This window comes from Sphingobacterium litopenaei (assembly GCF_014692495.1).
In the GTDB taxonomy this organism is placed as follows: domain Bacteria; phylum Bacteroidota; class Bacteroidia; order Sphingobacteriales; family Sphingobacteriaceae; genus Sphingobacterium; species Sphingobacterium litopenaei.
Genome location: NZ_JACOIJ010000002.1, coordinates 113950 through 137435, shown reverse-complemented (window position 1 = coordinate 137435; position 23486 = coordinate 113950). Strand labels below are relative to the sequence as shown.

The following is a 23486-nucleotide window of genomic DNA, read 5'->3' as shown; positions in this document are numbered from 1 at the left end:
TATGTATAGACAGTCAAACATATTGAGTGCCAAAAAAGCGATAAAAGTTATGCTCGGAACAGCATTGTTGTTGTCGGGAACACAGACTTTCGCTCAAGAAACTACTTCGCATTCGCCCTATTCTAAATTTGGTATTGGGCAGATGCGCGAAGATTTGTTGCCACAAACACGTTCCATGGGTGGTATTTCTACTGCCGTAAGATATCAAGCTGGTTTGCCTATTCTGAACATCGCCAATCCTGCAAGTTATTCAGGATTGAACAGAACCATTTTGGACGCAGGTCTTTACGGAAATATCACGCAATTGAATAAAGGTACTGCGCAAGACAACACAGCGGACTTTGCCTTTTCACATTTTGGATTTGGTTTTGCTGTTGCACGTAATCATGGTATTGCGTTTGGATTGATGCCATACTCTGATCTGGGTTACAACATCACTGAAACTCGTACCATGGGAACAATCACTACCCGCCAATCAAAAGAAGGTGAAGGTGGTCTGAATAAAGCTTTTGTAGGTTATGGTTTTTCTCCTTTCAAAGGATTCAGTATCGGTGGTAACGCAGGTTTTCTATTTGGTGAATTAAAAGATAATCTTACTGTAAGTTTTCCTTACGATTATAATTCTTTAAATGCTAAGAGTCAAGTGACACGTTTGGTTCGTGGTTTAATCGTAGATTATGGTGCACAATATTCGTTTCCTGTTAGCAAAAAGCACAATATAACTTTAGGCTATTCCGGGTCGCTTAATAACACAGTAAAAGAGAATACTTCGCAGTTGATCACGCGTACGCAACCATCTTTGGATGAAGACTTCGAAAATGTAGCCTTAGATTCTCTTCCTCAAGTAGGCGATAGAACACGTAATATCAACCTTCCAATGAAACATAGCGTGGGTATTACAGTATCTAAAGGTTATGATTGGATGATTGGCGCAGATTTCAAATACGCAGATTGGACTGAATACCAAACTCGTGCCGGCGAAGCACCTCTAGGCAAAAACTACGGTGTTGCTTTAGGTGGTCAATGGAAACCAGATGCTAGTTCAAATAGATATTGGGATATCGTGGATTATAGATTAGGCGTAAGATATAATCAAGGACACATCACGACCAACAGTACACGTATAGATGATATGGCAGTAACAGTAGGTTTTGGTCTTCCTCTTCCTGAAACAAATTTTGGCCGTACTTCTTCTAGAATTAATATTTCGGCTGAATTTGGTCAACAAGGTACATTGAACAATAACTTAGTGCGTGAGCGCTATATCAATATTAGTGTAGGATTTAATATCAATGATCTTTGGTTCCAAAGAAGAAGCTATGATTAATAAATTCCGCAAACAAAATATGGCATCCCTATTCGCTTTGTGTGTAATAGGGATTTTGCTGTTTACGGCCTGTGAGAATGAGATGAAGGATATTAATGCGATTGAAAACATCAAAGCCGAAGAAGCTGTCGATTTATATAAAGATGTTAAAATCATATATAGCGATTCCGCAGTCGTAAAAGCACAGTTGACAGGTCCTGAAATGAAAATCTATCACGATACCACGCAAGGCAAGAACAACAATTACGAATTCGAGAAAGGCCTCCAAATTATTTTTTATGATGCTACTGGAAAAGAAACCCAAAGAATTCGTTCGGATTACGGAATTCAGCGTGCTTTACAAGGCATTACGGAGTTTCGCAAAAATGTGGTTATCAATATGGCTGATGGTTCTGTGATCAAATCTGAAGAGATTTTTTACGACGAAAACCAAAAGATATATTACAACTCTGTACCCATTACGATGGATTTTAAGGACGCTAGAGGTAGTATGCAAGCCACTTCTTTCCGTTCAGATACAGATTTTAAAAATATCCAAGGTGAAAATATGACAGGTTTTTATCTACCATCTAACAATAGCCAGCTACCTGCTTTTGGGCAATAAAATCTGGTATAACAAAAAACTAAAAAAGATGTTTTGAATTAGCATATATTTTATATGCTTTTTTTTTATAAAAATTGTATCTTGCGCCTTGTTTAAAAACAAAGTCAATTAAATAACTAAAGAACAAACACATAAATACAAATTACGGAATATGGGATTAATGGGTAATTTGCGTAACCGCGCGGGATTAGTAATCTTCGTTATCGGTTTAGCAATTGTTGCGTTTTTGCTAGGTGATGCTTTAAGATCAGGAGCACCATTTTGGGCTCAAAAGCAAAATGAAGTAGGGAACATCAATGGAAACAGTATCGATTACCAAAATTTTAATGCGTTGGTAGAGCAAACTTCCAATCAGTATCAACAACAAATGGGAGGTGCTGAAACACCGCAAATCAAAAATTTTGCTGTTCAGCAAGTTTGGAATCAAATGGTTTCTCAAGAATTGTTGAATTCTGAAATTGAAAAAGTAGGTATTACATTAGGGAAAAAAGAATTGAATGATTTGATTTCTGGTCCAAATCCAGCACAACAAATCGTACAGGCTTTCACTAATCCTCAAACTGGTCAATTCGATAGAACTTATTTAGCTCAAGTAATTACTGAAGCAAAATCAAATCCTCAAATTGCTCAACAATGGGAAAGCATGTTAGAGCAAATCCGTTCACAAAGATTAGCTGAAAAATATTCCAATTTAGTAGGTTCATCTGTATACGTTACAGCATTAGAAGCACAAGATGAATACACAGCTAAAAATAAATTGGCTAATTTCAAATATGTTCTTTTGGATTACTCTTCTGTAAACGAGGCTGAAATCAAATTAACTGAAGCTGATTACAAAGAGTATTACGATAAAAACAAAAACTTATTCAGAAACGAAGAAGAAACTCGTGCTGTAGAATATATTTTGATCGATGCAAGACCTACGAAAAAAGATTCAGCGGCTACTCTCGCATCTATCCAATCATTAAAACAAGAATTAAGCGCTTCGAAAAATGATTCTTCATTCGTAACTATTAATTCGGACAACAAAGCGCCTGTTACTTACTACAAAAAAGGTCAATTAAGCGCAGCTTTAGATTCAGTGGTATTTAATGTACCTGTAGGTACTACAGTAGGCCCTTACGCTTCAAACGGTCACTATGAGATCGCAAAAGTAATAGATTCTAAATTCAGTGCTGATTCAGTAAAAGCAAGTCATATCTTGTTAAACGCAGCTGCTGAAGGTGGTGTTGAAAAAGCAAAAGCGAAAGCTGATTCGATCAAAGGCTTATTAGCAAAAGGCGAAAAATTCGAAACTTTAGCTATTGAATTTAGCCAGGATCAAGCAAGCAAAGTAAATGGTGGTGATTTAGGTACATTTACAAGAGGTCAAATGGTTGGTCCTTTTGAAGAAGCTGCTTTCAACAATAAACCTGGTGATGTTGTCGTAGTGGAATCTCAATTCGGTGTTCACGTATTGAAAATTGAAAAACATATCGGTAACTCTAAAATCGTTAAAGTTGCTGTAGTTGATAAAGCAATCGTAGCAGGTAAAGAAACTACAGATGCAGCTTATACAAAAGCAAACAACATCCTTTCGGAAATTAACAGCAAAAACTTTGCTGATGTTGCTAAAAAACATAATTTAACTGCAGAAAGATCTGTCCGCCTACGTGCTATGGACAATACGTTAAATGGTGTTGAAGTTCCTAGAGAATTAGTAAGATGGGTGTATGAATCAAAAGCTGGCGACGTAACAGACAAAATTTTTGAATCAAACGATCACTTTATCCTTACTAAAACTGTATCTGTAAGCCCTAAAGGTATCCAACCATTAGAAGCTATCAAATCAGAAATTCAATTGGGTGTAACAAACCTAGTGAAAGCGCGTATGTTGAAAGAAAAAATGAATAACGCGTTGAATGGTGCTACATCGATTGATCAAGTAGCTCAAAAATTGGGTAAATCTGCTATCAATGTTGAAAACATCGTATTAGCTAACCCAGTAATTCCTGGTGTTTCTTTCGAAAGCGCAGTAGTAGGTACTGTATTTGGTTTACAACCTAACAAACCTTCAAAAAGCATCGAGGGTACGCAAGGCGTTTACGCTGTTCAAGTTTCTAGCTTTGTAAATCCTAAAGAGATGGTAGAATCTGAACGCAAAGCACAACAAAAACAATTGTTGGCAGCGAAACAACAACGTTCATGGGGATCTATCTTTAAAGCGTTGATGGACAATGCTGATATTGATGACAATCGTATTAGATTTTATTAAGATATTATAATTATTTTTATAGCCGAACACCTAAGGTGTTCGGCTATTTTATTTTTAGAGAATATGGAAATTCAAGAAAACATTGTCAACAAGGTAGCTCAAAGTGGGTTGTTAACGATAGATTTGGCAAAGTATTCACCAAATCAGGAAGATATCATCGTATACGATATAAAAAATAATTTATTTCACGGACTTATATTACGTGAAAAAGATTTCCGTGATTTTGTAAAAGAACACGATTGGTCTCAATATCAAGATAAGCATATCGGAATCACGTGCTCCACTGACGCTATTGTACCGACATGGGCATATATGATTCTGTCGAACAAATTAACACCTTTTGCTAAATCCATTACTTTTGGAACAAAAGATGATGTAATTCGCGAACAATATACTTTAGCTATCAATGCTATTGATTATTCCCAATATCAGGATCAGCGTGTAGTAGTAAAAGGTTGTGGGGATATATTCATTCCCGAAAGTGCTTTCGTCACTTTTACTTCACGCCTTACTCATGTAGCCAAAAGCATCATGTACGGTGAACCGTGTTCTACTGTACCCGTATTCAAACGCAAAAGTTAAACTATTTGACTACCAGACTGTCCTATTTATATGAAAAAATTTTACGCAGCATTATTACTTCTTTTTACTGGTTTAACCCTTGGGTATAGCCAGACTTTGCCTTATCTTAAAGAACCAACATTCAAAGAAGGTGAAAAATTATCTTATAAACTGAAATACGGGATTCTTTCTGCCGCAAATGGCGTGCTTTCGGTTAACAAATCGAAATTACAATTCAGCAACAAGAATGTATTTCATTTAAGTGCTTATGGACAGACTTCTTCAGGTTTCTCAATTTTTTATACGGTAAAAAATAAATATGACAGTTATATTGATGGTTCGACCTACCAACCTTATTTGTACACGGAAGATATTCACGAGAACAGTTATACGCGTAAGGAATATGCAACTTTTGATCACCGGAATCATACGGTAAAAGGTGCTAAAGGAACTTTCAAAAGCCCTTCATCTCAATTATTTGATTTAGTTTCCGCCTATTATTTTGCAAGAAACCTGGATTTAGCTTCGCTCAAATCGGGTGACTCGTTCAAAATACCTTATTTCTTAAATGATGAAGTTGCTGAGTTGCGTGTGACTTATGTGGGAACCGAAAAAATCAAAACAGCATTAGGTACATTAGATTGTATCAAACTTAATCCAGAAATTAAGCCTGGACGTATTTTCAAAAAGGATAGTAAATTATATCTTTGGGTGACCAATGATGGAAACAGAATACCCGTAAAGGCACAGGTGGAAATCTTAATCGGCTCAGTAACAATGGAATTAACAAAAGCTGATGGTCTGAAGTACGAATTAGGGAAAAAAGTAAGTTATTCAAAATAAATAAATTAATGATTGAGGTTGGTAATGTACTTGTGCATGAAGATATTATAAACAATGATTTTGTTTGCAATATATCGAAATGTAAAGGTATTTGTTGTGTAGAAGGTGATGCTGGAGCACCACTAAGAGAGTCAGAAAAAGCGATACTTGAAGAGATTTATCCGAAAGTAAAACATTTGATGACAGAAAAAGGAATTGAAGCGGTAGAACAATACGGAACAAGTGTTATTGATGCTGATGGTGATCTAACGACTACCTGTGTTGACGGTAATAAGGAATGTGCTTACGTTACCTGGGAAAACGGAATAACAAAATGTGCTATTGAAAAAGCATATGAATTAGGGGATGTAAGTTGGAAAAAACCAATTTCTTGCCATCTCTATCCTATCCGTACTACACATTATCCCGAATTTGATGTACTACATTACGATCGTTGGCACATTTGTCATGACGCGTGTACCTTTGGCAAAGAACTTAAAGTACCCGTGTACAAATTCCTCAAAGATCCCTTAATACGCGAATATGGTGCGGAATGGTATGCTGAATTAGAAAAATCAGTTGAATCCATCTAGTGTAATTTTGCTATATTAGTTAACTATAATTGATGCTTATTGGTACGTACCATTTTTCATGCGAAGTTTAAAAGAAATACAAAAACCCATAGCCACAGAAATAGCTTCTTTCGAAAGAAAGTTTAAGCAATCTATGCAGAGTTCTGTGCCGCTATTGGATATTATAACTCAATATCTTTACAAACAAAAGGGCAAACAAATGCGTCCTATGTTTGTTTTTTTTGCGGCAGGCCTTTGTGGTACCATCAATGAGTCAACGTATCGTGGTGCTTCCTTAGTGGAGTTACTTCATACAGCATCTTTGGTTCATGATGATGTTGTGGATAATGCCAATGAACGTAGAGGCCTATTTTCGGTTAATGCGTTATGGAAAAATAAAGTAGCCGTGTTGGTGGGTGACTTTCTGTTGGCGAAAGGATTATTACTTTCCGTAAACAACAGCGAACTGAATCTCTTAAAGATAGTTTCTCACGCCGTAGAGCAAATGAGTGAAGGCGAGTTGCTACAAATTGAGAAAGCACGCAAATTGGACATTAAGGAAGAAATCTATTACGAAATTATCCGTAAAAAAACAGCTTCATTAATTGCATCATGCTGCGCGTCTGGAGCCTCCTCGGTTGGTGCCTCTGATGAAGTGGTCGAGAAAATGCGACTTTTCGGAGAAAAGGTAGGATTAGCTTTCCAGATTAAGGATGACTTATTTGATTTTGGATTGGATGATGTAGGAAAACCTGTTGGAAATGATATCAAAGAAAAGAAAATGACTTTGCCTTTGATTTTTGCATTAAACGAGACTAGTACATCACAAAAAAGAAACATTATCAAATTGGTCAAAAACCACAGCGATAATCCAGAGAAAGTAGCAGAAGTAATTCAATTTGTGAGAAGTAGTGGAGGCTTAGATTATGCTACAAATAAAATGTTGCAGTTTCAACAAGAAGCCTTTGCTATCTTGGATGAATTTCCGGATAATGAATATAAATTAGGCTTACAACAATTAGTAAAATTTACCACAGAACGTAATAAATAAAGATGAGTCACGAACTAATGTTTTTTGGAGGATTTATAATTTTTATTATCCTCATGCTCGCTATTGATTTAGGATTATTTAGCAAAAATGATAAACCCATCACCTTGAAAGCCGCTGCAATTATGTCCTTAATATGGGTTTTATTTGCACTGGGTTTTGGGGCAATTTTATATTTCTGGGGTAATGAATTGCACAATGTTCATGATCTCGCCCGTCTGAAAGAAGTCGTAGCCAAACATCTTCATGATGTGAAAATAACAGATGATGTAGTTGCGAGTATACAAGCCTATAACAAAAATTTGACGTTAGAATATCTTACAGGATATGTTGTCGAGTATGCCCTATCTGTAGATAATATCTTTGTAATGGTGCTCCTATTTTCCTCATTTGGTATTCCAGAAAAATATTACCATAAGGTATTAGTATGGGGTATTATAGGCGCTATTTTGATGCGTTGTATATTTATCTTTGTTGGAGCTGCATTGATAGCTAAGTTTGGATGGATTCTATACGTTTTCGGAGCTTTCCTAGTATACACAGGTATCATGATGTATATCAACCGCAACCAAGAAGAAGAAGTAGATCCTCAGAATCATGCTGTAGTTAAATTCGCATCTAAATATTTCAAAGTAACACATAAACTCGAAAGTGGTAAGTTTTTCGTAATAGAGAATGGGGTGAAATATGTTACTCCTCTATTTTTAGTGTTATTAGTGATTGAGTTTACAGATTTAATTTTTGCTGTGGATTCTATTCCAGCGATTTTCTCCGTTACCAAAGACCCTTATATTGTCTTCTTTTCGAATATTTTTGCTGTATTAGGTTTGCGTTCTATGTTCTTCCTATTAGTAAATATTATAGACAAATTTCACCTTTTAAAGGTCGGATTAGCTTTCTTATTAGTTTTTATTGGCGCAAAAATGTTATTGCATAGCTACCTAAAAGAATGGGGTTTTACGACGTCGCACTCGCTAATTATTATCGTTGCGATCTTAGCTATTAGCGTTATTGCTTCATTGGTATTTCCGAAAAAAGCAAATTACGAATCTTAATAGAAATATAAATATTATACAAAAAGGCTTATGTAATAAAAACATAAGCCTTTTCTTATGTCTTAAGGCCTATAGCAATTTCTTTGTTTCTCTACATATCTGATGGTACTAATTAGATAAGATATATAAAGGAAAAGAATAGCAGCTGCTGGATATGGTTCGAAACGCAGATAGCCTTAAATAAAATGTCCCTCTCGTATATCAAGAAGGACATTCATATTAATAGTATAATGAAGTCTAAACTCCAAAAATTATTTGAGTACTACACTAGATCTACCCATAATAGCATTATCAGCATAGAGAAGAACCGTATAAGCACCTTTTTTCAATTTCGTCTGATCATTCCATAAGAATGTATATTCTTCTCCATTATTGGTAAAATTTATATGCTCTTTAAAAGTATACTGAAGTTTATCTCCATGAACATAGAATACATCATTACTGGCTGCTATTAAATTTCCTTGTGGGTCTATGACTCTAGCAAACACTTCTTTTCTACCTTTTTTAGCCAGTGGATTATCCACTATAGTAAATTTTATCTGTAATTTATCTGCTTTTTTTGCTCTATTCTCTATTTCCAAAGTTCCATTTTTCTTTTGCTCCACTCCATTAATCACAATATTGGAAACTTTTAGCGAGGAAGCAATCAGAACTTTCTCACTCAATACAGAATTATCGTTAGCCAACTTCTGCACTTTGTTCGTAGTTTCTTTAACTGTACCTTGCAGTTCTACATTCTCTTTTTTCAGTATTTCGTTCTGAAGCTTGAGATCGTCTACCTCCGTTAACAATTTTGATACATTACTTTTAAGTGACTCGAGTTGAGAATTGGCTAACTGAATTTGGCTATCTGAAACGTTGTTTTCTTCTAATGCACGACGTAAATCAGCTATCAATTGACGTGCCTTCAGTTGTTGATCTATTACTTCTTGTGGCAAACCTTGAATATTTTGACGATCGATATTATCCAATTCCGCTTCTATACGATCTATTTCTATTTGAAGTTTTTCCTTTTGAAGTGTTAAAGTATATAGTTTCTCACCTGAAGATTTATATTTTACATAGAAGTACACATTCGTAGCTAACAATGCGATAATAGCCACAATAAAAAAATAAATCTTCGATTTATCTTTATTGCTTTTTATCTCATTGTCCGATTTTGTGCTCGGAATATTTGCTACTTTACCTTCCATAATCCTGCCCCCAAATTAAACATAACTAGTAATATTATTGTATTTATTTTGTTTTTCGTAGATGCCTAATGATAACAAAAACTATTCCAATTTATTAGCTTTTATTTCTTTTTTTAAGCTTTTAACTCACTAAACCAATTTAGTAGGACAAAAGCCTCATTTACATATTGTTATAAATTTTCTTTTTAATTAACCTTTTGATTTTACCTTCTAATTCTGCAGATAAATTTGAATCTAAAGAGTTCAAATTCTGTCCCTTTAACTTTTCAAATAAACTTGAGTCATGTAAATCGTTGATTTTTAATACTGTATTACCCAAGCGTATCTTCTGACTCCCCAGGCCATGGAGTGACAAAATTTCTTCTTCATAATCCACAATAACTCCTCTCTCCTGCTCACCTTTACCGCAGAATTCTAACTCTGCACCCAACACTTCGAAATATATTTTTAAGAGATCTCTAAAAGTAATCCTGTTTGAGAAATTATCAGCATCCGAATTCGAATCAAGAATGTCTTTCACTATTTCATCTATAAACATATTCTTACCACCGACAAACCAAACAATATCTAAGGAATTTACCATCAACCTCTTCTCATTATTTTTAAAAAAAGAATTTAAGTAATCTATTATTTCTTCTATAAATGATAATTCACAATGATGAATTTTATTATAACAAATCTCAATTTGATTTTCAATTGCGAATCGTTCTATACCATGTATAAACTCTGCAAAAAGCGCATTATTCTCTTTAGTATTTGGTACCGTAAATATTGAATTTACACTCTTAAGTGTATTTAAAACATAAAATTTTTTAGAAAATTTTAAATCATTATTAGGTATAATATTGTTTATGCAACCATTTTTAATATCAAGAATTTCTAAATCATTATTACTCGATTGCCTGGTGGAAATTACATCAACTTCAGAGTTTGCCGTATCACCAATAACGGAAACATAATAACCTATAGAAAGCAATTTTTTAGCTAATAGTATACCATCCTTAAGGTAAGGATCAACGAGAATGAAATGTTTGGTAGGTTGATTTTCTAGCATACTGCAATATTATTTATTTTAAATAACATTACATATTGTAATACTAAGGATTTAGCGAAAATATCGCCTAATCCTTAGTAAAATGAGATTATTTTTATAAAACTGCTAATGCAGCTTCATAATTTGGTTCATCAACTATTTCTGAAACTTGCTCATGGTAAATAACTTTACCTGTCTCATCCACCACGACAACCGCTCTACTTAATAATCCTTCCAAAGGACCATCGGTAAAACGAACTCCGTAAGAATCTGAAAATGAGCAGTTTTTATATTCAGATAATGTAATCACATTTTGTAACCCCTCACCAGCGCAAAATCTTCCTTGCGCAAAAGGCAAATCTTTGGAAATACAAAGCACTACCGAATTAGGTAATGACGAAGCAATTTCATTGAATGCACGCACAGACGCAGCACATGTACCTGTATCTATACTTGGAAAAATATTTAAGATAATTCTTTTACCTTCGAAATCTTTTATTGACTTTTGCGACAAATCTGCTGACGTTAATGAAAAGTCTGGAGCTCGTTCTCCTACCTGAGGTAAAGAACCATTTGTACTTACAGGTGTTCCCTTAAATGTAACTTGACTCATGATGTTATATATATTTTGATTGTTAAGTTAATCATTTCAATTAATCAAAAAAAGACAAATAATTATTTTATTTATAAAAAAAATACTATGTTAGCATATAATTTTATTATGTCAGCATACTAAATTCTAATTAAAAAAACCTCACGCAATATGAGAAAATTACTTTTTGCCCTTTTACTGGCAAGTCCAACACTAACGTTTGCTCAGGGTTCCCAAGTGAACACTCAGGGCATAAGAGCGCTAGGAATGTCTGGAGCTGGGTCTGCATTATTTGTTGATGAGACCAGTATCTTCTATAATCCTGGAGCACTCTCAAAAGCAGAAAATAATTCGATTTCGTTCGGTGCTTCTGCTGTCATGTTCAGATCAGCATTTAAAGAAGTAAATAGTGATGTCCAATACAACACTAAATTTCAAATAAGTCCGCCTTTTTCTTTATTCGCGTCTTTTGGCCCTAAGAATAGCTGGTGGAAAGCGGGTATTGGCGTATACACACCGTATGGTGGTGCTGTAGACTGGGGAACAGATTGGCCAGGCAGATTTGAATTAAATCATTTGGCATTGCGTGCTATCTATATTCAACCTACTATCAGTTTTAAATTGACTGAAAACTTCGGTATTGGCGGGGGCTTTGTATACAATGTAGGAACAGTTGACCTTTCGCGTTCACTACCCGTATTTGATCAAAATGGAAATGCAGGACGTGCTGAACTTACTGGAGTTGGAACAGGTATGGGATACAATGTTGGTGTGCACTATAACCTAGAAGATGATTTTGCGGTGTCATTAAGCTACCGATCCCACGTGAGAACAAAATTAGAAGATGGAGATGCTAAATTTACTGTACCAGCAGCTTTGGCTACGTCTTTTCCTGACACCAAATTCTCCGCTGAATTACCATTACCATCATCTTTCAATTTAGGAATAACATTCCCAGTAGGAGAAAAAATGGACCTAGCTGCGGATGCTACATTAATAGGATACAGTATTTACAAAAAACTGGTTTTCGATTATGAAGATAATACTCCTGTGTTGAGCGACACGGAGCAAACTAAGAAATACGAAAATGCCTTTTCAGGAAAAGTAGGTCTTAATTACAATGCTTCAGAAAATTTAGATTTAAGAATTGGTGCAGGCTATGTCTATACACCTGTTCGCGCTCAATATGTATATGCGGAAACACCAGATAATAACCGTGTAATGGGCTCGGTAGGTTTCACGTACAATCTTTCTGACAAATTTGATCTTTCAGGAGCCTATACTTTCCAGCGTATTATTGAAAGAACCGTTACGAATGTAGAAACTGCATTAAGCGGAACATTTAAAACTAATATACACGCTCCAGGTATTTCTTTAACCTATAAATGGTAATAAACTATGAAAACGTTCAGAAAAAATATAAAACTATACTTCGGGCTTGCTTCCTTAGCTTTAATTGTATCATGTAAACCTGAAATCAGCAATGACTTTGAACCAACACAAAACGGGAATGTTGATTTTTCGAAATATATCTCGATAGGTAATTCATTGACAGCGGGATTTTCAGATGGGGGATTATATTTAGAAGTGCAAAAAACAGCCTTTCCAAATTTAATAGCAGAAAAATTTCGTTCACATGGTGGTGGAGAATTTAACACACCATTTTTCTCGGAAGCACAATCTAATGGCTCTGGCTATATTAGATTAAAAGAATTAGTTAACGGAAATCCCGTAACAGAATCTGTTACCGATAAATTGGCATATACTGGAGCTAATACCTTAGCGAAATACGAAGGTCCCGAAATCCATAACCTTGGTATACCAGGCATGAGAATCGATCATTCGGGAGTAGGACAAGTAAGTGCTGCAAACATGTATTTTAAACGTCTTATTGCAGATAACGAAGTGGGTACAAAGAATTACCAACAGTTTGTTGCGGGAAGAAATCACACCTTCTTTACTTTCTGGTTAGGAAACAATGATGTATTGGGTTATGCTTCGAATGGGGGCTATGAAGATCCTTTAGATCCAACTACCACATACACTTCGGAAGCGGTATTCAAAGCGGTTTATACGAACTTTATTAACCTTTTGACAGATAAAAACCAAAAAGGAGTGTTAGCGACAATTCCTGATGTTACTTCAGTTCCCTTCTTCACAACAGTTACAACAGCAAGAATAGAAGCTGGTGTAAAAGCATCAACAGGTGGAGCTTTTGAGAAAATTTACATTACCACAGCGAATGGTGTTCGTGCTGCTACAAGTGAAGATTTATTTACTTTGCGCTTCCCAACTGATACTTTAGGAAAAGCTGTTGTTTACGGAAATCCAATGACTGCGGGCTATGGCTTAATTCCTCAGAATCCTCTACATGACAAATTTGTGTTAGATAAAGATGAAATTGCTGACATTAAAGCTCGTGTTAATAATTTGAATGCATTTATTAAAAACCTTGCAAAAGACAAAAACTTAGCTGTTGCTGATGTTAATAGCTTATTGACTAAGTTGAAAACTGGAATAAACTATAACGGTGTAGGTGTTAGTTCAGCCTATGTTACAGGTAATGCCTTTTCACTAGATGGTATTCACTTGACTCCAATGGGAAATGCTATTATGGCAAATATGATAATAGAAGCTATAAATTCAAAATATGGCACTAAAGTAGGTAAAGTAGACGCTACGGGATTCCGAGGTGTAAAAATGCCTTAAGTCATAGCTTCGCTAAAAATAAGGGAAAAGGTCGCTTTTACAGCGACCTTTTCTTATTTTAGTAGTATTATAATTTACAAGATATGAAAGTAGCATTACAACGTATAAATAAAGCAGTACATTTCGAAGCTTCAAGTGAATTGTCTTCTGTAAAAGTAAATATTGATGGTTCTGAAGGTATCGGAGGAGAAGGTAAAGGTGTAAGACCAATGGAATTAGTATTGATGGCCTTAGGTTCTTGTAGTGTTTTTGACTTAACTACTATTCTTCAAAAACAACGTCAGGAAATTGAAGAAATTCAAGTAGAAGTGGAAGGAGATCGTAGAGAAGAGATTCCTAATATTTTCACTAAAATCCATATCAACTTCCTGATGAAAGGAAAAATTGATGAACTCAAAGCACAAAAAGCAGCAGAACTAGCTGTTAAAAAGTACTGTTCCGTACATGATATGTTAGCTGCCGGAGGAGTAGACATTACTTACAGCATTAAAATTAATTAACAACAAAGCTCTTCTATTCCGAAGAGCTTTGTTGCTTTTTCCAAATCTTCTCAGACCATCGTCCAACAACCCAAAAAGAAATAGCTAAAATTAAGAAGAAGATAGTTCGGTTTATATTATCCCAAAGATATTCCACGAAACGTGTATATAAATTGATCAAAAAGAATACAAAACCTATATCTCGAATAACAGTATCCTTCCTTTTCAATCCATATAGAGCTAACCCTAATGATAGCGCAATGGCTAGTAATCCCCAATATAAAATTTCGTATTGACGAATTTTTGTCCATGCTTCAAAATCACTGTAATTTCCAAAAATGGATAAACACCACAACGCTATCATCGTGTATAGTAATCCGATAATAATACTTGTAGATTTGAAAGGCTTCAGTGAAGCAAACTTAGGCTGCACAAAGATAGCCGCTGTCGTAAGTATAGCCCCAAAAATGGTAAAGCGTAAAGGATAATTCATTCCCCAAAATTTCCACCCCCAATCACTATGATAGGCTGTTTCAGTTGCAAACCATATTCCCAGAGCGACCAATGTAAAGATCCATATCAATTTGGAACTCAACTTGACAGATAAAACACCGTAAATTAATATCGATAAGAAGAAAAGTATACTGAAAAAATGATTTTCGCGATCCAAGACTTGTCCCAAAAAACCAATACAAGCCGCCGTAGAAAAGGATCCCGCGAGCATTAATGTTTCATTTGAAAAAGTTTTCTCAGGATAACGTTTCTTATTCCGAAAACCTAAGAAGTAAAAAGCGAAAGCTAATCCGGCAAAGAAAAAACAGAATATAACATTAGGCGTATCATAAAACTGCTGAATAAACTTTTCTAAAGCATTATCCGAAAACAAGGAAACCACCGAAAAAATTAAGGAGGCCAACGCAACCCAAAAGGCATAGCGCGCCAAAACTTTCCATTCGAAACTTCGCTCGTCTATAGTAGTTCTTAATTCCTGTACTTTCTGATCATCCAAACTTCCATTCGCTTTCCAAAAGTCTAGGGCTTGGTCCACTATTTCTTTTTCGTGACGACTTAAATCTAATTTTTTCAAGGCTAGCAATTTATACAAGCAACTTACAAAAATTATTCCATCATCATCTAAATATAATATTAGGTAATAACACCTACGCTACACGTATAAAGTCCGCGTAATAATCAGTAACTTTGCAAGTTCGTAAATTTTTAAGCTCAATATGTCAAAAACAAAAGCAGTCGATTTAGGTGATCAAAGTGAAGTAGAAGTATATGGTGCACGTGTACATAATTTAAAAAATATTGATGTTTCCTTTCCGCGAAATGAATTAGTGGTTATTACTGGGCTAAGTGGCTCAGGAAAGTCCTCTTTGGCTTTTGACACGATTTATGCCGAAGGTCAGCGCCGTTATATGGAAACATTTTCGGCCTACAGTAGACAGTTTCTGGGTGGATTGGAAAGACCTGATGTAGATAAAATCTCTGGACTAAGTCCTGTTATTTCTATTGAGCAAAAAACGACTAACAAAAACCCGCGTTCTACCGTAGGGACGATCACCGAGATTTACGACTTTTTACGACTGCTGTATGCGCGTGCGAGTGAAGCTTTTTCATACGCTACAGGTAAGAAAATGCAGCGTATGTCCGAAGAGCAGATTGTAGATCGGATCCTTACTGACTTTAAGGACGAAGGAATCAACATACTAGCTCCTGTGGTCAAAGGCCGTAAAGGACATTACCGCGAGCTTTTCGAACAGATACGCAAACAAGGTTATGCTAAAGTACGTGTAGACGGAGAAGTACTAGATTTAGTACCTAAAATGCAGGTCGACCGCTACAAAATTCACGATATAGAAATTGTCATCGATAGACTGAGAGCTACGGAAGATGATAAAAAACGTTTGTATACTTCGGTATTACAGGCAATGAAAGCTGCTAAAGGGATTATCAAAATTGCAAACCGCGAAAATACCAAAGAACAGTTTTTCAGTAAATATTTAATGGATGCGGAATCGGGTATTTCCTACGATGAACCGCAACCGAACACCTTTTCTTTCAACTCTCCTTATGGAGCCTGCCCTAAATGTGATGGATTAGGATATATTTTCGAGATTGATAAAAATATAGTTATTCCAGACAAAAAATTAAGTATTCAAAAAGGAGCAATTGTTCCTTTAGGCCCACTAAAAGAAAGCTGGAATAGCGCAATTATAAAAGCTGTAGCAAAGAAATTCGAAATTTCATTAACCAACCCGGTTGAAAAGCTGACAGACGAGCAAATTGATTTGATGCTTTTTGGCGCAGAAGAACCTGTAACATTAACGGTGTCTTACGGTTCGTATGGAGCTAGAGAATATAAAGTTTCTTTTTCGGGTATCTTCAAAATGTTGGAAGAACACAACGGCAAATATTCTGATGATGCACCTGCGTTGGAAGAATTCCGTACGCAAGTAGTTTGTCCAACTTGTCATGGTGATAAATTGCGCAAAGAATCCTTACACTTTAAAATTGCAGACAAAAATATTGCAGAATTAGCTGCAATGGATATTTCGGTATTAGCCAAATGGCTCGAAAATATCGAAGATAAAATGGACGAACGCCAAAAGACTATTGCTGTTGAAATCCTTAAAGAAATCAAAACACGCCTTGGGTTTCTGTTGGATGTAGGACTAAATTATCTAACATTGAACCGTTCTTCCAAAACTCTCTCAGGTGGTGAAGCGCAACGTATTCGATTAGCTACACAGATCGGTTCACAATTAGTAAACGTTCTTTATATCTTGGATGAACCAAGTATTGGTTTGCACCAGCGTGATAACGAAAGATTAATTAATTCTTTGAAAAATCTGCGTGATATAGGAAATTCTGTTTTAGTTGTGGAGCACGATAAAGACATGATTTTGCATGCTGATTATGTCATAGACATGGGACCTGCGGCTGGTATAAATGGAGGTACAGTTGTTGCCGAAGGCACACCTAAGCAAATTCTAAAAGCTGATTCTTTGACTGCGGAATATTTGAATGGTAAAAAGGAAGTTGCTATTCCTAAAGAACGTAGAAAAGGAAATGGTCATGTATTATCTCTAAAAGGAGCCAAAGGCAACAACCTTAAAAATGTTTCTGTTGACTTTCCTCTTGGAAAGTTAATCTTAGTAACAGGTGTTTCTGGATCCGGAAAATCCAGTTTGATTACAGGAACTTTGTACCCCATTCTGAATAAACACTTTTTCCGTGCCAAAGCAACACCAATGCCACACAAAAGCATTGAAGGATTAGAGCATATCGACAAAGTGATTGAGATTGACCAAAGTCCTATCGGAAGAACACCACGTTCGAATCCTTCGACTTACACAGGTGTTTTCTCGGATATTAGAACGCTATACGTTCAGCTTCCCGAAGCTAAAATTCGCGGATACAAACCTGGACAGTTCTCTTTCAATGTCAAAGGTGGACGTTGTGAAACTTGTCAAGGTGCAGGAATGAAGATCATTGAAATGAATTTCCTACCGGATGTTCAAGTACCTTGCGAATCATGTAATGGCAAACGCTATACCCGAGAAACGTTGGAAGTGCGCTATAAAGGAAAATCTATTTCAGATGTATTGGACATGAGTATCAATGAAGCGGTAGATTTCTTCGAACATATTCCATCGATTTACCGTAAGATTAAAACTTTGCAAGATGTTGGATTGGGCTATTTGACCTTAGGACAATCGTCCACTACCCTATCTGGTGGTGAAGCACAACGTGTCAAATTAGCAACAGAACTTTCGAAAAAAGATACTGGTAATACATTCTACATTCTTGATGAACCAACAACAGGATTACACTTTGAAGATGTAAACGTATTATTGGGCGTTATCAATCGTTTAGTCGAAAGAGGAAATACAGTATTAATAATTGAACACAACTTGGATGTAATTAAAACAGCCGATTGGATTATTGATATGGGACCAGAAGGTGGCCGTGAAGGTGGAAAATTACTTTTTGCAGGCACTCCAGAAGATTTAATCAAAGTCAAAAACTCCGAAACCGCTCGATTTTTAAAAGAAGAGATGAAATAAAGCAAAAGCTCCATTTGTGATTCAAATGGAGCTTTTTTTTTAAACCCTCGCAAACTTTGCATACAATTTCCAAAAGGACTGCTTATTTTCTTCGTTAAACACAGCTTCCTTCCAATCGTTCAATTTCAGTTTTATTTGCTTATCCGCAATTTCAAACTGTCCGAAGAACAAATCTTCATCTTGCATATAAAAACCGATTTTAGATTCCAATGTATGCAAAATATCGACTTCTACATGTTCGAAAAATAGCACCGCACCTTCTTCAAAAGGAAAATCGATTGGATTAGGAATTAAATCCGAATTTTCCACAGCAAGCATACTATGCTTATTATATACAGGAAAGTAAATATGCGGCAGTTCACTTATATCTACATTGGAAGATTTTTGTAAATATTCTCTATTTATAAAAGGAATATCCGTCAAGTTTTTAACATCCGCTCTGGTTGCTTCTGCTTCAAAATGGTCTTCGAAATTCAAAATTTCATTCACCGTAAGTTGCTGCTCCAACAATTCTGCCACAGGTATGCTAAAATATTTTGCAATCTGCAAAATAACCGAAATTTTAGGTTCGGCTCTAAATTCCTCATACGAAGAAATATTCCCTCTTGTTAAGTTAAATAAATCTGCAAAAGCCTGCTGACTTAGCCCTTTCACCTTTCTTAGCTTCTTAATATTATTTCCAATTTGACTCATTTTCAAAAAAATCGTAAAAATATTTTGCAAAAATATTTTGCATTTATTATCTTTATGCTAACAATATAAGCAAATATATAAATTAATTAGCCAATGAACTTCAAAACTGTTGAAAAATTTATTCTCGATTTGGATTATACCATAATCAGCAAGAATGGGAAAGAAGGTTTTTTTCTCATTGAAAACAATTTTGATGGCATTAAGAATCTGATTGTAGGGGTTACACCGCCGATTATCATTTTCGAACAACATCTATTTTCATTGCATACGGATAATCTGCACATCTTCAAATCTCTATTAATTAAGAATAGGGATATCATTCACGGTGCATTCGCGCTAACAGAAGATGGTAAGCGTGTAATTTTCAGATACACCCTGCAATTGCACAATCTGGATCAAAATGAATTTGATGCGGCTATTAATTCACTTTCGCTATTGCTGAGTGAGTATAACAAACAATTAATACAATTTTCAAAACAATAACATATCGTGATGAATATTTTCAAAAGACTTTTAAAAATAGGACAAGCTGAGATTCATGCTTTGGTTGACAAAATGGAAAACCCTATTCATTTAATTGAAAAAGGAATAGAAGAAATGAAGGAGCAGCTTTCGGAATTGACCGAAGCTTATATTTCAAACAGAGCACAGCTTATTAGAAGTGAAAATCTAGCTAAAAACAAATTGGCTGATGCTGGAACGTATGAAGAAAAGGCTTTGCTACTCTTGCAAAAAGCACAAAAGGAAGAGATAGAGGCTAAAAAAGCTGATCAGCTTGCACTGGAAGCACTTAGTATCAAGAAAAAATTGACAGAAGAGGCTGCAGAAATTTCAACAGAAAGTATAGTATATACAGATAAAATAAATTTGATCAATAATAAAATTGATGTATTAAAGTTCAATATCTCAAAATGGGAGAAAGAGCTAGCCACTTTGAAAGCTAAACAACGCATAAATCATGCTTCCGAATTCGCAAACAAGCAAATGGCAAACATTGACAACAACAGCACCATTGAACTTTTGGAAAAGATGAAATCCAAAATAGAACAACAGGAAGCGTACAATGATGCTTTTGAGGAACATACCCAGCAAAAAGCAGAACAAGAAATTGACTATTTGCTAAAGAGAGCTGACACACCTAAAGATGAATTGGAAGAATTAAAACGGAAACTCAATAATACATAACACAATGGAAAATTTATTATTCATAAATCTGGGAACTGCTGAAATTTTTATTCTAATCGTTATGGGATTTTTCACCTTGCTTCCTTTGATTTTCGCTATTGGCGCATTGTGGGATTTGCAAAAAAGAGATTTTACGTACAAAAGCACAGATAAAGTGTTGATTATACTTCTGATTCTTTTTGCACCCTTCATTGGAACATTAGTTTACATCTTATTAATACGAAATAATTATCCACCAAAAATCAGAATGACATGAAACGATTTGAATATAAAACATTAAAGATTGAGCCTAAAGGCTTTTGGGGTACAAAATTGGACGCTGATGAAATTGACAAAGTCCTCAATGAGTTAGGAAGACAAGGATGGGAACTGGTCAGCATGCAAGACCTTTCTGTGAGCGGCAGTTCATGGACATTCCATTATACTTTCAAAAGAGAAACCATTTAACAAATAAAAGCTATGACAGAAGTAATCAACATTTTATTCCATCCACTGCCAAATGCAATAATGACGCTTTTGACAGGCTTGTCGCTTGTATATTGGCTATTTACCATGCTATTGGGCGATGGTTTTGATTTTGGCGATGCAGATGTCGATGTAGATTTTGAGGGAGCTGACATTCAAGATGTTGAAAGTGATACAGATTTGAATGCAGAAGGGGAAGCAGAACCATCTTTTTTATCGAAAGCAATGGACTTTATCAATATAGGTAAAGCACCTTTTATGGTGATTGTTACCTTATTCAAATTCATTGGCTGGATGATTACCATTGCTTCTTCCCTACTTTTTCAGTTAGGCAATTATGGTTGGAAATCGGTTTTTATCCTTATACCAATTTTTGTTTTGACATATTTCCTGATGCATTATGTGACGATTCCCGTTACCAAACTTTACCAAAAGGTAGGTTATACTGGCGAAGAAGCACATGAATTTTTAGGACGAATAGGCACCATGCGTTCGACGATAAAAGGAGAAAAATTAGGTTCAGCAGAAATTATTATCCAGAATGATGTGATCCGGTTGAATGTCAAAAGTGTGGATGGCAAGGAAATCCAGTATGGTGATGAAGTCCTTATTGTGAATGAAACGCAAGACAAGAAATACTATTACGTACAAAAGAATATTAACCTCAACAACTTTTAAAAAATATAAAACTTAAATAAAATATGACTACTAATCAATTATTATTAATCGACGGACTAACAGGCATAGTGCTTCTAGCAGTAGGTGTCATAGTCTTTATTATTGTAGCCTTTTTTGTAGTACTGAGTATGTTCTACAAAAAGATTCCTCAGGGAAAAGCTATAGTTCGTACGGGTGTAGGAGGCACTAAAGTTGCTTTCAACAAAGGTATGTACGTGGTTCCAGTATTCCACAAAATGGAAATTATGGATATTTCTGTTAAGAAAATCGAGATTAACAGAATGCAAGGAGATGGTTTAATTTGTAAGGACAATATCCGTGCAGATATCAAAGTAGCATTCTTCGTACGTGTCAACAAATCAGTAGATGATGTTATCAATGTAGCCCAAAATTTGGGTTGTGATCGTGCCAGTGAACCAGAAACGTTGAAGAATATTTTTGAATCGAAATTTTCCGAAGCGTTGAAAACAGTAGGTAAAAAATTCGATTTCATCGAATTGTACGAAGCGCGTCGTGAATTTCGTGATGAAATCCTAAATATCATCGGCACCGATTTGAACGGCTACATCTTGGATGACTGTGCGATTGACTATTTGGAGCAAACTGAATTAAAGTTCTTGAGCCCTGACAACATTTTAGATTCAGAAGGTATTAAAAAAATCACGGAATTGACGGCAAAACAAAATATGAATGCCAATCTTATTCGTCGTGAAGAAGAGAAGGTTATCAAAAAGCAAAATGTCGAAGCACGTGAAGCAATTTTGGAATTAGAACGACAATTGGCAGAAAAAGAAGAAAAGCAACGTCGTGAGATTGAAAACATCAAATCACGTGAAGAAGCTGAAATCGTTAAAGTACGTGAAGAAGAACGCTTAAAAGCAGAAACTGTTCGCATTTCTACAGAAGAAGCATTAGCAATTCAAGAAGAAAACAAGATGCGTCAGATCATCATCGCAGAGAAAAATAAACTCCGTACGGACGCTGTGGAAACAGAACGTGTGGAGAAAGACCGTGCTTTAGAAGCTACAGAGCGTGAGCGCATCGTAACATTGGCGCAAATCGACAAACAACGTTCGGTAGAAACGGAGCAAAAAACAATTCAGAATGTCATCAAAGAACGTGTACAATTAGAAAAAGGAGTTATCGAAGAGCAACAAGCTGTTAAAGATTTAGAAGTTTTTCGTGAAGTAGAGCGCAAGAAAAAAGCGGGTGTTATTGCGGCATCGCAAGAAGCCGAAGAGCGTTTAATCGCTACGGTGAAAGCGGCTGAAGCAGCGAAAATTGCAGCAGAACAGGAAGCCGAGAAAAAAGTAATCGATGCCGAAGCTGCTCGTAAAATAGCGGAGAAAAAAGCACAAGAGTTATTAATCGAAGCGGAAGCGAAGAAAGAAGCGTCTGCAAAAGAAGCAGAAGCTCGTAAAATCATTGCGGAAGCGAAAGCAAAAGAAGAAGCGGCAATCGGTTTATCTGAAGCTGAAGTGATGGTGGCAAAAGCAGAGGCAGAAGAAATACAAGGCACGAAAGAGGCTGCAGTTATTGAGAAAAAAGCAGAAGCCTTACGCAAAGAAGGTTTAGCTCAGGCAGAAGTTGTTCGTGAAAAAGCTTTAGCGGAAGCTAAAGGAATTGAAGAAAAAGCTTCGGCGATGAAACAACTGGATGGCGTAGGTAAAGAGCACGAAGAGTTCAAATTGCAATTGCAAAAAGAACGCGATGTGGAATTGGCACATATCAATATCCAAAAAGACATTGCTGGTGCACAGGCATCTGTGTTATCAGAAGCATTGAAATCAGCAAAAATTGACATTGTCGGCGGCGAAACATTGTTCTTCGAAAATATCGTTCGTCAAGTATCCAATGCCAAAGGTTTCGATAAATTGATTGATAATTCACAACACGCCACTGACATTAAAAATTCCTTGTTAGGTCCTGATGGAAAAGGTGATTTAGCGGAGAAAGTACGTTCCTTAGCGGATAAGTATGGTATTTCAACTAATGACATTAAGAACTTAACGGTTTCAGCTGCTTTAATCAAATTGCAACAAGCAGCTTCGGCAGAAGAAAACGAAGAAGATAAAGGCTTTATTAATTCATTATTCGGTATTGCCAAAAATTTAGGTATTTCGAATAAAAAGTTAATTTAAAA

The 23486-nt window shown here is 35.7% G+C and carries 23 protein-coding genes; 18 read left to right on the top strand and 5 right to left on the bottom strand.

Translation table 11 applies throughout. The features are described 5' to 3' along the window. Window position 1 precedes the first annotated feature (1 nt). From H8B04_RS01770 to H8B04_RS01735, 8 genes are all read left to right on the top strand, one after another. Window positions 2–1327, top strand: a complete 1326-nt coding sequence (locus H8B04_RS01770) for a hypothetical protein (RefSeq protein WP_165290026.1) — start codon at window positions 2–4, stop codon at window positions 1325–1327. After that, complete coding sequence (gene lptC / locus H8B04_RS01765; protein ID WP_165290025.1) at window positions 1320–1931, top strand: LPS export ABC transporter periplasmic protein LptC; 612 nt, start codon at window positions 1320–1322, stop codon at window positions 1929–1931. Before H8B04_RS01770 ends, lptC begins: the two co-directional genes overlap by 8 nt. 151 nt (window positions 1932–2082) lie before the next feature. Continuing rightward, window positions 2083–4185 (top strand): peptidylprolyl isomerase, encoded by a 2103-nt coding sequence (locus tag H8B04_RS01760; protein WP_190301255.1) that lies wholly within the window; start codon window positions 2083–2085, stop codon window positions 4183–4185. A gap of 63 nt (window positions 4186–4248) precedes the next feature. Beyond that, window positions 4249–4767, top strand: a complete 519-nt coding sequence (locus tag H8B04_RS01755; protein WP_165290023.1) for a DUF2480 family protein — start codon at window positions 4249–4251, stop codon at window positions 4765–4767. 30 nt (window positions 4768–4797) lie between these two features. Beyond that, window positions 4798–5589, top strand: a complete 792-nt coding sequence (locus tag H8B04_RS01750) for a DUF3108 domain-containing protein (RefSeq protein WP_165290022.1) — start codon at window positions 4798–4800, stop codon at window positions 5587–5589. An 8-nt stretch (window positions 5590–5597) separates the two neighbouring features. Continuing rightward, entirely contained in the window at window positions 5598–6161 is a 564-nt protein-coding gene (locus H8B04_RS01745; RefSeq protein WP_165290021.1) for a DUF3109 family protein, read from the top strand. Window positions 6162–6219: 58 nt separating this feature from the next. Further along, on the top strand, window positions 6220–7191 hold the full coding sequence (locus H8B04_RS01740) for a polyprenyl synthetase family protein (RefSeq protein WP_165290020.1): 972 nt from the start codon (window positions 6220–6222) through the stop codon (window positions 7189–7191). Between the two features lie 2 nt (window positions 7192–7193). Continuing rightward, complete coding sequence (locus H8B04_RS01735) at window positions 7194–8243, top strand: TerC/Alx family metal homeostasis membrane protein (RefSeq protein ID WP_190301254.1); 1050 nt, start codon at window positions 7194–7196, stop codon at window positions 8241–8243. 251 nt (window positions 8244–8494) lie between these two features. Here the strand turns inward: H8B04_RS01735 and H8B04_RS01730 are convergent, their stop codons facing one another. The 3 genes from H8B04_RS01730 to tpx all read right to left on the bottom strand — a co-directional run bounded on the left by H8B04_RS01730 (window position 8495) and on the right by tpx (window position 11082). Continuing rightward, window positions 8495–9436: a hypothetical protein gene (locus H8B04_RS01730; protein ID WP_165290018.1), complete on the bottom strand. Its 942-nt coding sequence runs from the start codon at window positions 9434–9436 to the stop codon at window positions 8495–8497. A 160-nt stretch (window positions 9437–9596) separates the two neighbouring features. Next, entirely contained in the window at window positions 9597–10490 is an 894-nt protein-coding gene (locus tag H8B04_RS01725) for a hypothetical protein (protein WP_190301253.1), read from the bottom strand. 94 nt (window positions 10491–10584) lie between these two features. Next, complete coding sequence (tpx, locus tag H8B04_RS01720; protein WP_190301252.1) at window positions 10585–11082, bottom strand: thiol peroxidase; 498 nt, start codon at window positions 11080–11082, stop codon at window positions 10585–10587. Between the two features lie 150 nt (window positions 11083–11232). Here tpx and H8B04_RS01715 point away from each other — a divergent pair, with 150 nt between their 5' ends. The 3 genes from H8B04_RS01715 (at window position 11233) to H8B04_RS01705 (ending at window position 14270) form a co-directional block, all read left to right on the top strand. Then, window positions 11233–12453 (top strand): OmpP1/FadL family transporter, encoded by a 1221-nt coding sequence (locus H8B04_RS01715; RefSeq protein WP_190301251.1) that lies wholly within the window; start codon window positions 11233–11235, stop codon window positions 12451–12453. Between the two features lie 6 nt (window positions 12454–12459). Continuing rightward, a complete protein-coding gene (locus tag H8B04_RS01710; protein ID WP_165290014.1) occupies window positions 12460–13770 on the top strand; it encodes an SGNH/GDSL hydrolase family protein in 1311 nt (436 codons plus the stop codon). Window positions 13771–13853: 83 nt separating this feature from the next. After that, window positions 13854–14270, top strand: coding sequence for an OsmC family protein (locus H8B04_RS01705; protein ID WP_165290013.1), 417 nt, complete (start codon window positions 13854–13856; stop codon window positions 14268–14270). A 13-nt stretch (window positions 14271–14283) separates the two neighbouring features. Here the strand turns inward: H8B04_RS01705 and H8B04_RS01700 are convergent, their stop codons facing one another. Then, window positions 14284–15336 (bottom strand): DUF2157 domain-containing protein, encoded by a 1053-nt coding sequence (locus H8B04_RS01700; protein WP_165290012.1) that lies wholly within the window; start codon window positions 15334–15336, stop codon window positions 14284–14286. A gap of 142 nt (window positions 15337–15478) precedes the next feature. On the opposite strand from H8B04_RS01700, the gene uvrA reads away from it, so the two are divergent. After that, window positions 15479–18322, top strand: a complete 2844-nt coding sequence (gene uvrA / locus H8B04_RS01695; protein WP_190301250.1) for an excinuclease ABC subunit UvrA — start codon at window positions 15479–15481, stop codon at window positions 18320–18322. Window positions 18323–18361: 39 nt separating this feature from the next. Here uvrA and H8B04_RS01690 read toward each other — a convergent pair whose 3' ends face one another. Continuing rightward, the gene (locus H8B04_RS01690) at window positions 18362–19015 is read right to left on the bottom strand and encodes a helix-turn-helix domain-containing protein (RefSeq protein ID WP_165290010.1); all 654 of its coding nucleotides are present in this window, start codon (window positions 19013–19015) and stop codon (window positions 18362–18364) included. A gap of 93 nt (window positions 19016–19108) precedes the next feature. Between H8B04_RS01690 and H8B04_RS01685 the strand changes: the two genes are divergently transcribed. From H8B04_RS01685 to H8B04_RS01660, 6 genes are read left to right on the top strand one after another with little or no spacing between them, the layout of a single operon-like run. After that, the gene (locus tag H8B04_RS01685) at window positions 19109–19498 is read left to right on the top strand and encodes a YbjN domain-containing protein (RefSeq protein WP_165290009.1); all 390 of its coding nucleotides are present in this window, start codon (window positions 19109–19111) and stop codon (window positions 19496–19498) included. A 9-nt stretch (window positions 19499–19507) separates the two neighbouring features. Continuing rightward, window positions 19508–20200, top strand: a complete 693-nt coding sequence (locus H8B04_RS01680) for a PspA/IM30 family protein (RefSeq protein WP_165290008.1) — start codon at window positions 19508–19510, stop codon at window positions 20198–20200. 4 nt (window positions 20201–20204) lie between these two features. Beyond that, window positions 20205–20456, top strand: coding sequence for a PLDc N-terminal domain-containing protein (locus tag H8B04_RS01675; protein ID WP_165290007.1), 252 nt, complete (start codon window positions 20205–20207; stop codon window positions 20454–20456). Next, a complete protein-coding gene (locus H8B04_RS01670; RefSeq protein WP_165290006.1) occupies window positions 20453–20647 on the top strand; it encodes a DUF4177 domain-containing protein in 195 nt (64 codons plus the stop codon). Before H8B04_RS01675 ends, H8B04_RS01670 begins: the two co-directional genes overlap by 4 nt. A 12-nt stretch (window positions 20648–20659) precedes the next feature. After that, on the top strand, window positions 20660–21343 hold the full coding sequence (locus H8B04_RS01665) for an OB-fold-containig protein (protein WP_190301249.1): 684 nt from the start codon (window positions 20660–20662) through the stop codon (window positions 21341–21343). A 23-nt stretch (window positions 21344–21366) separates the two neighbouring features. Beyond that, a complete protein-coding gene (locus H8B04_RS01660) occupies window positions 21367–23484 on the top strand; it encodes a flotillin family protein (RefSeq protein WP_190301248.1) in 2118 nt (705 codons plus the stop codon). Window positions 23485–23486: the final 2 nt, after the last annotated feature.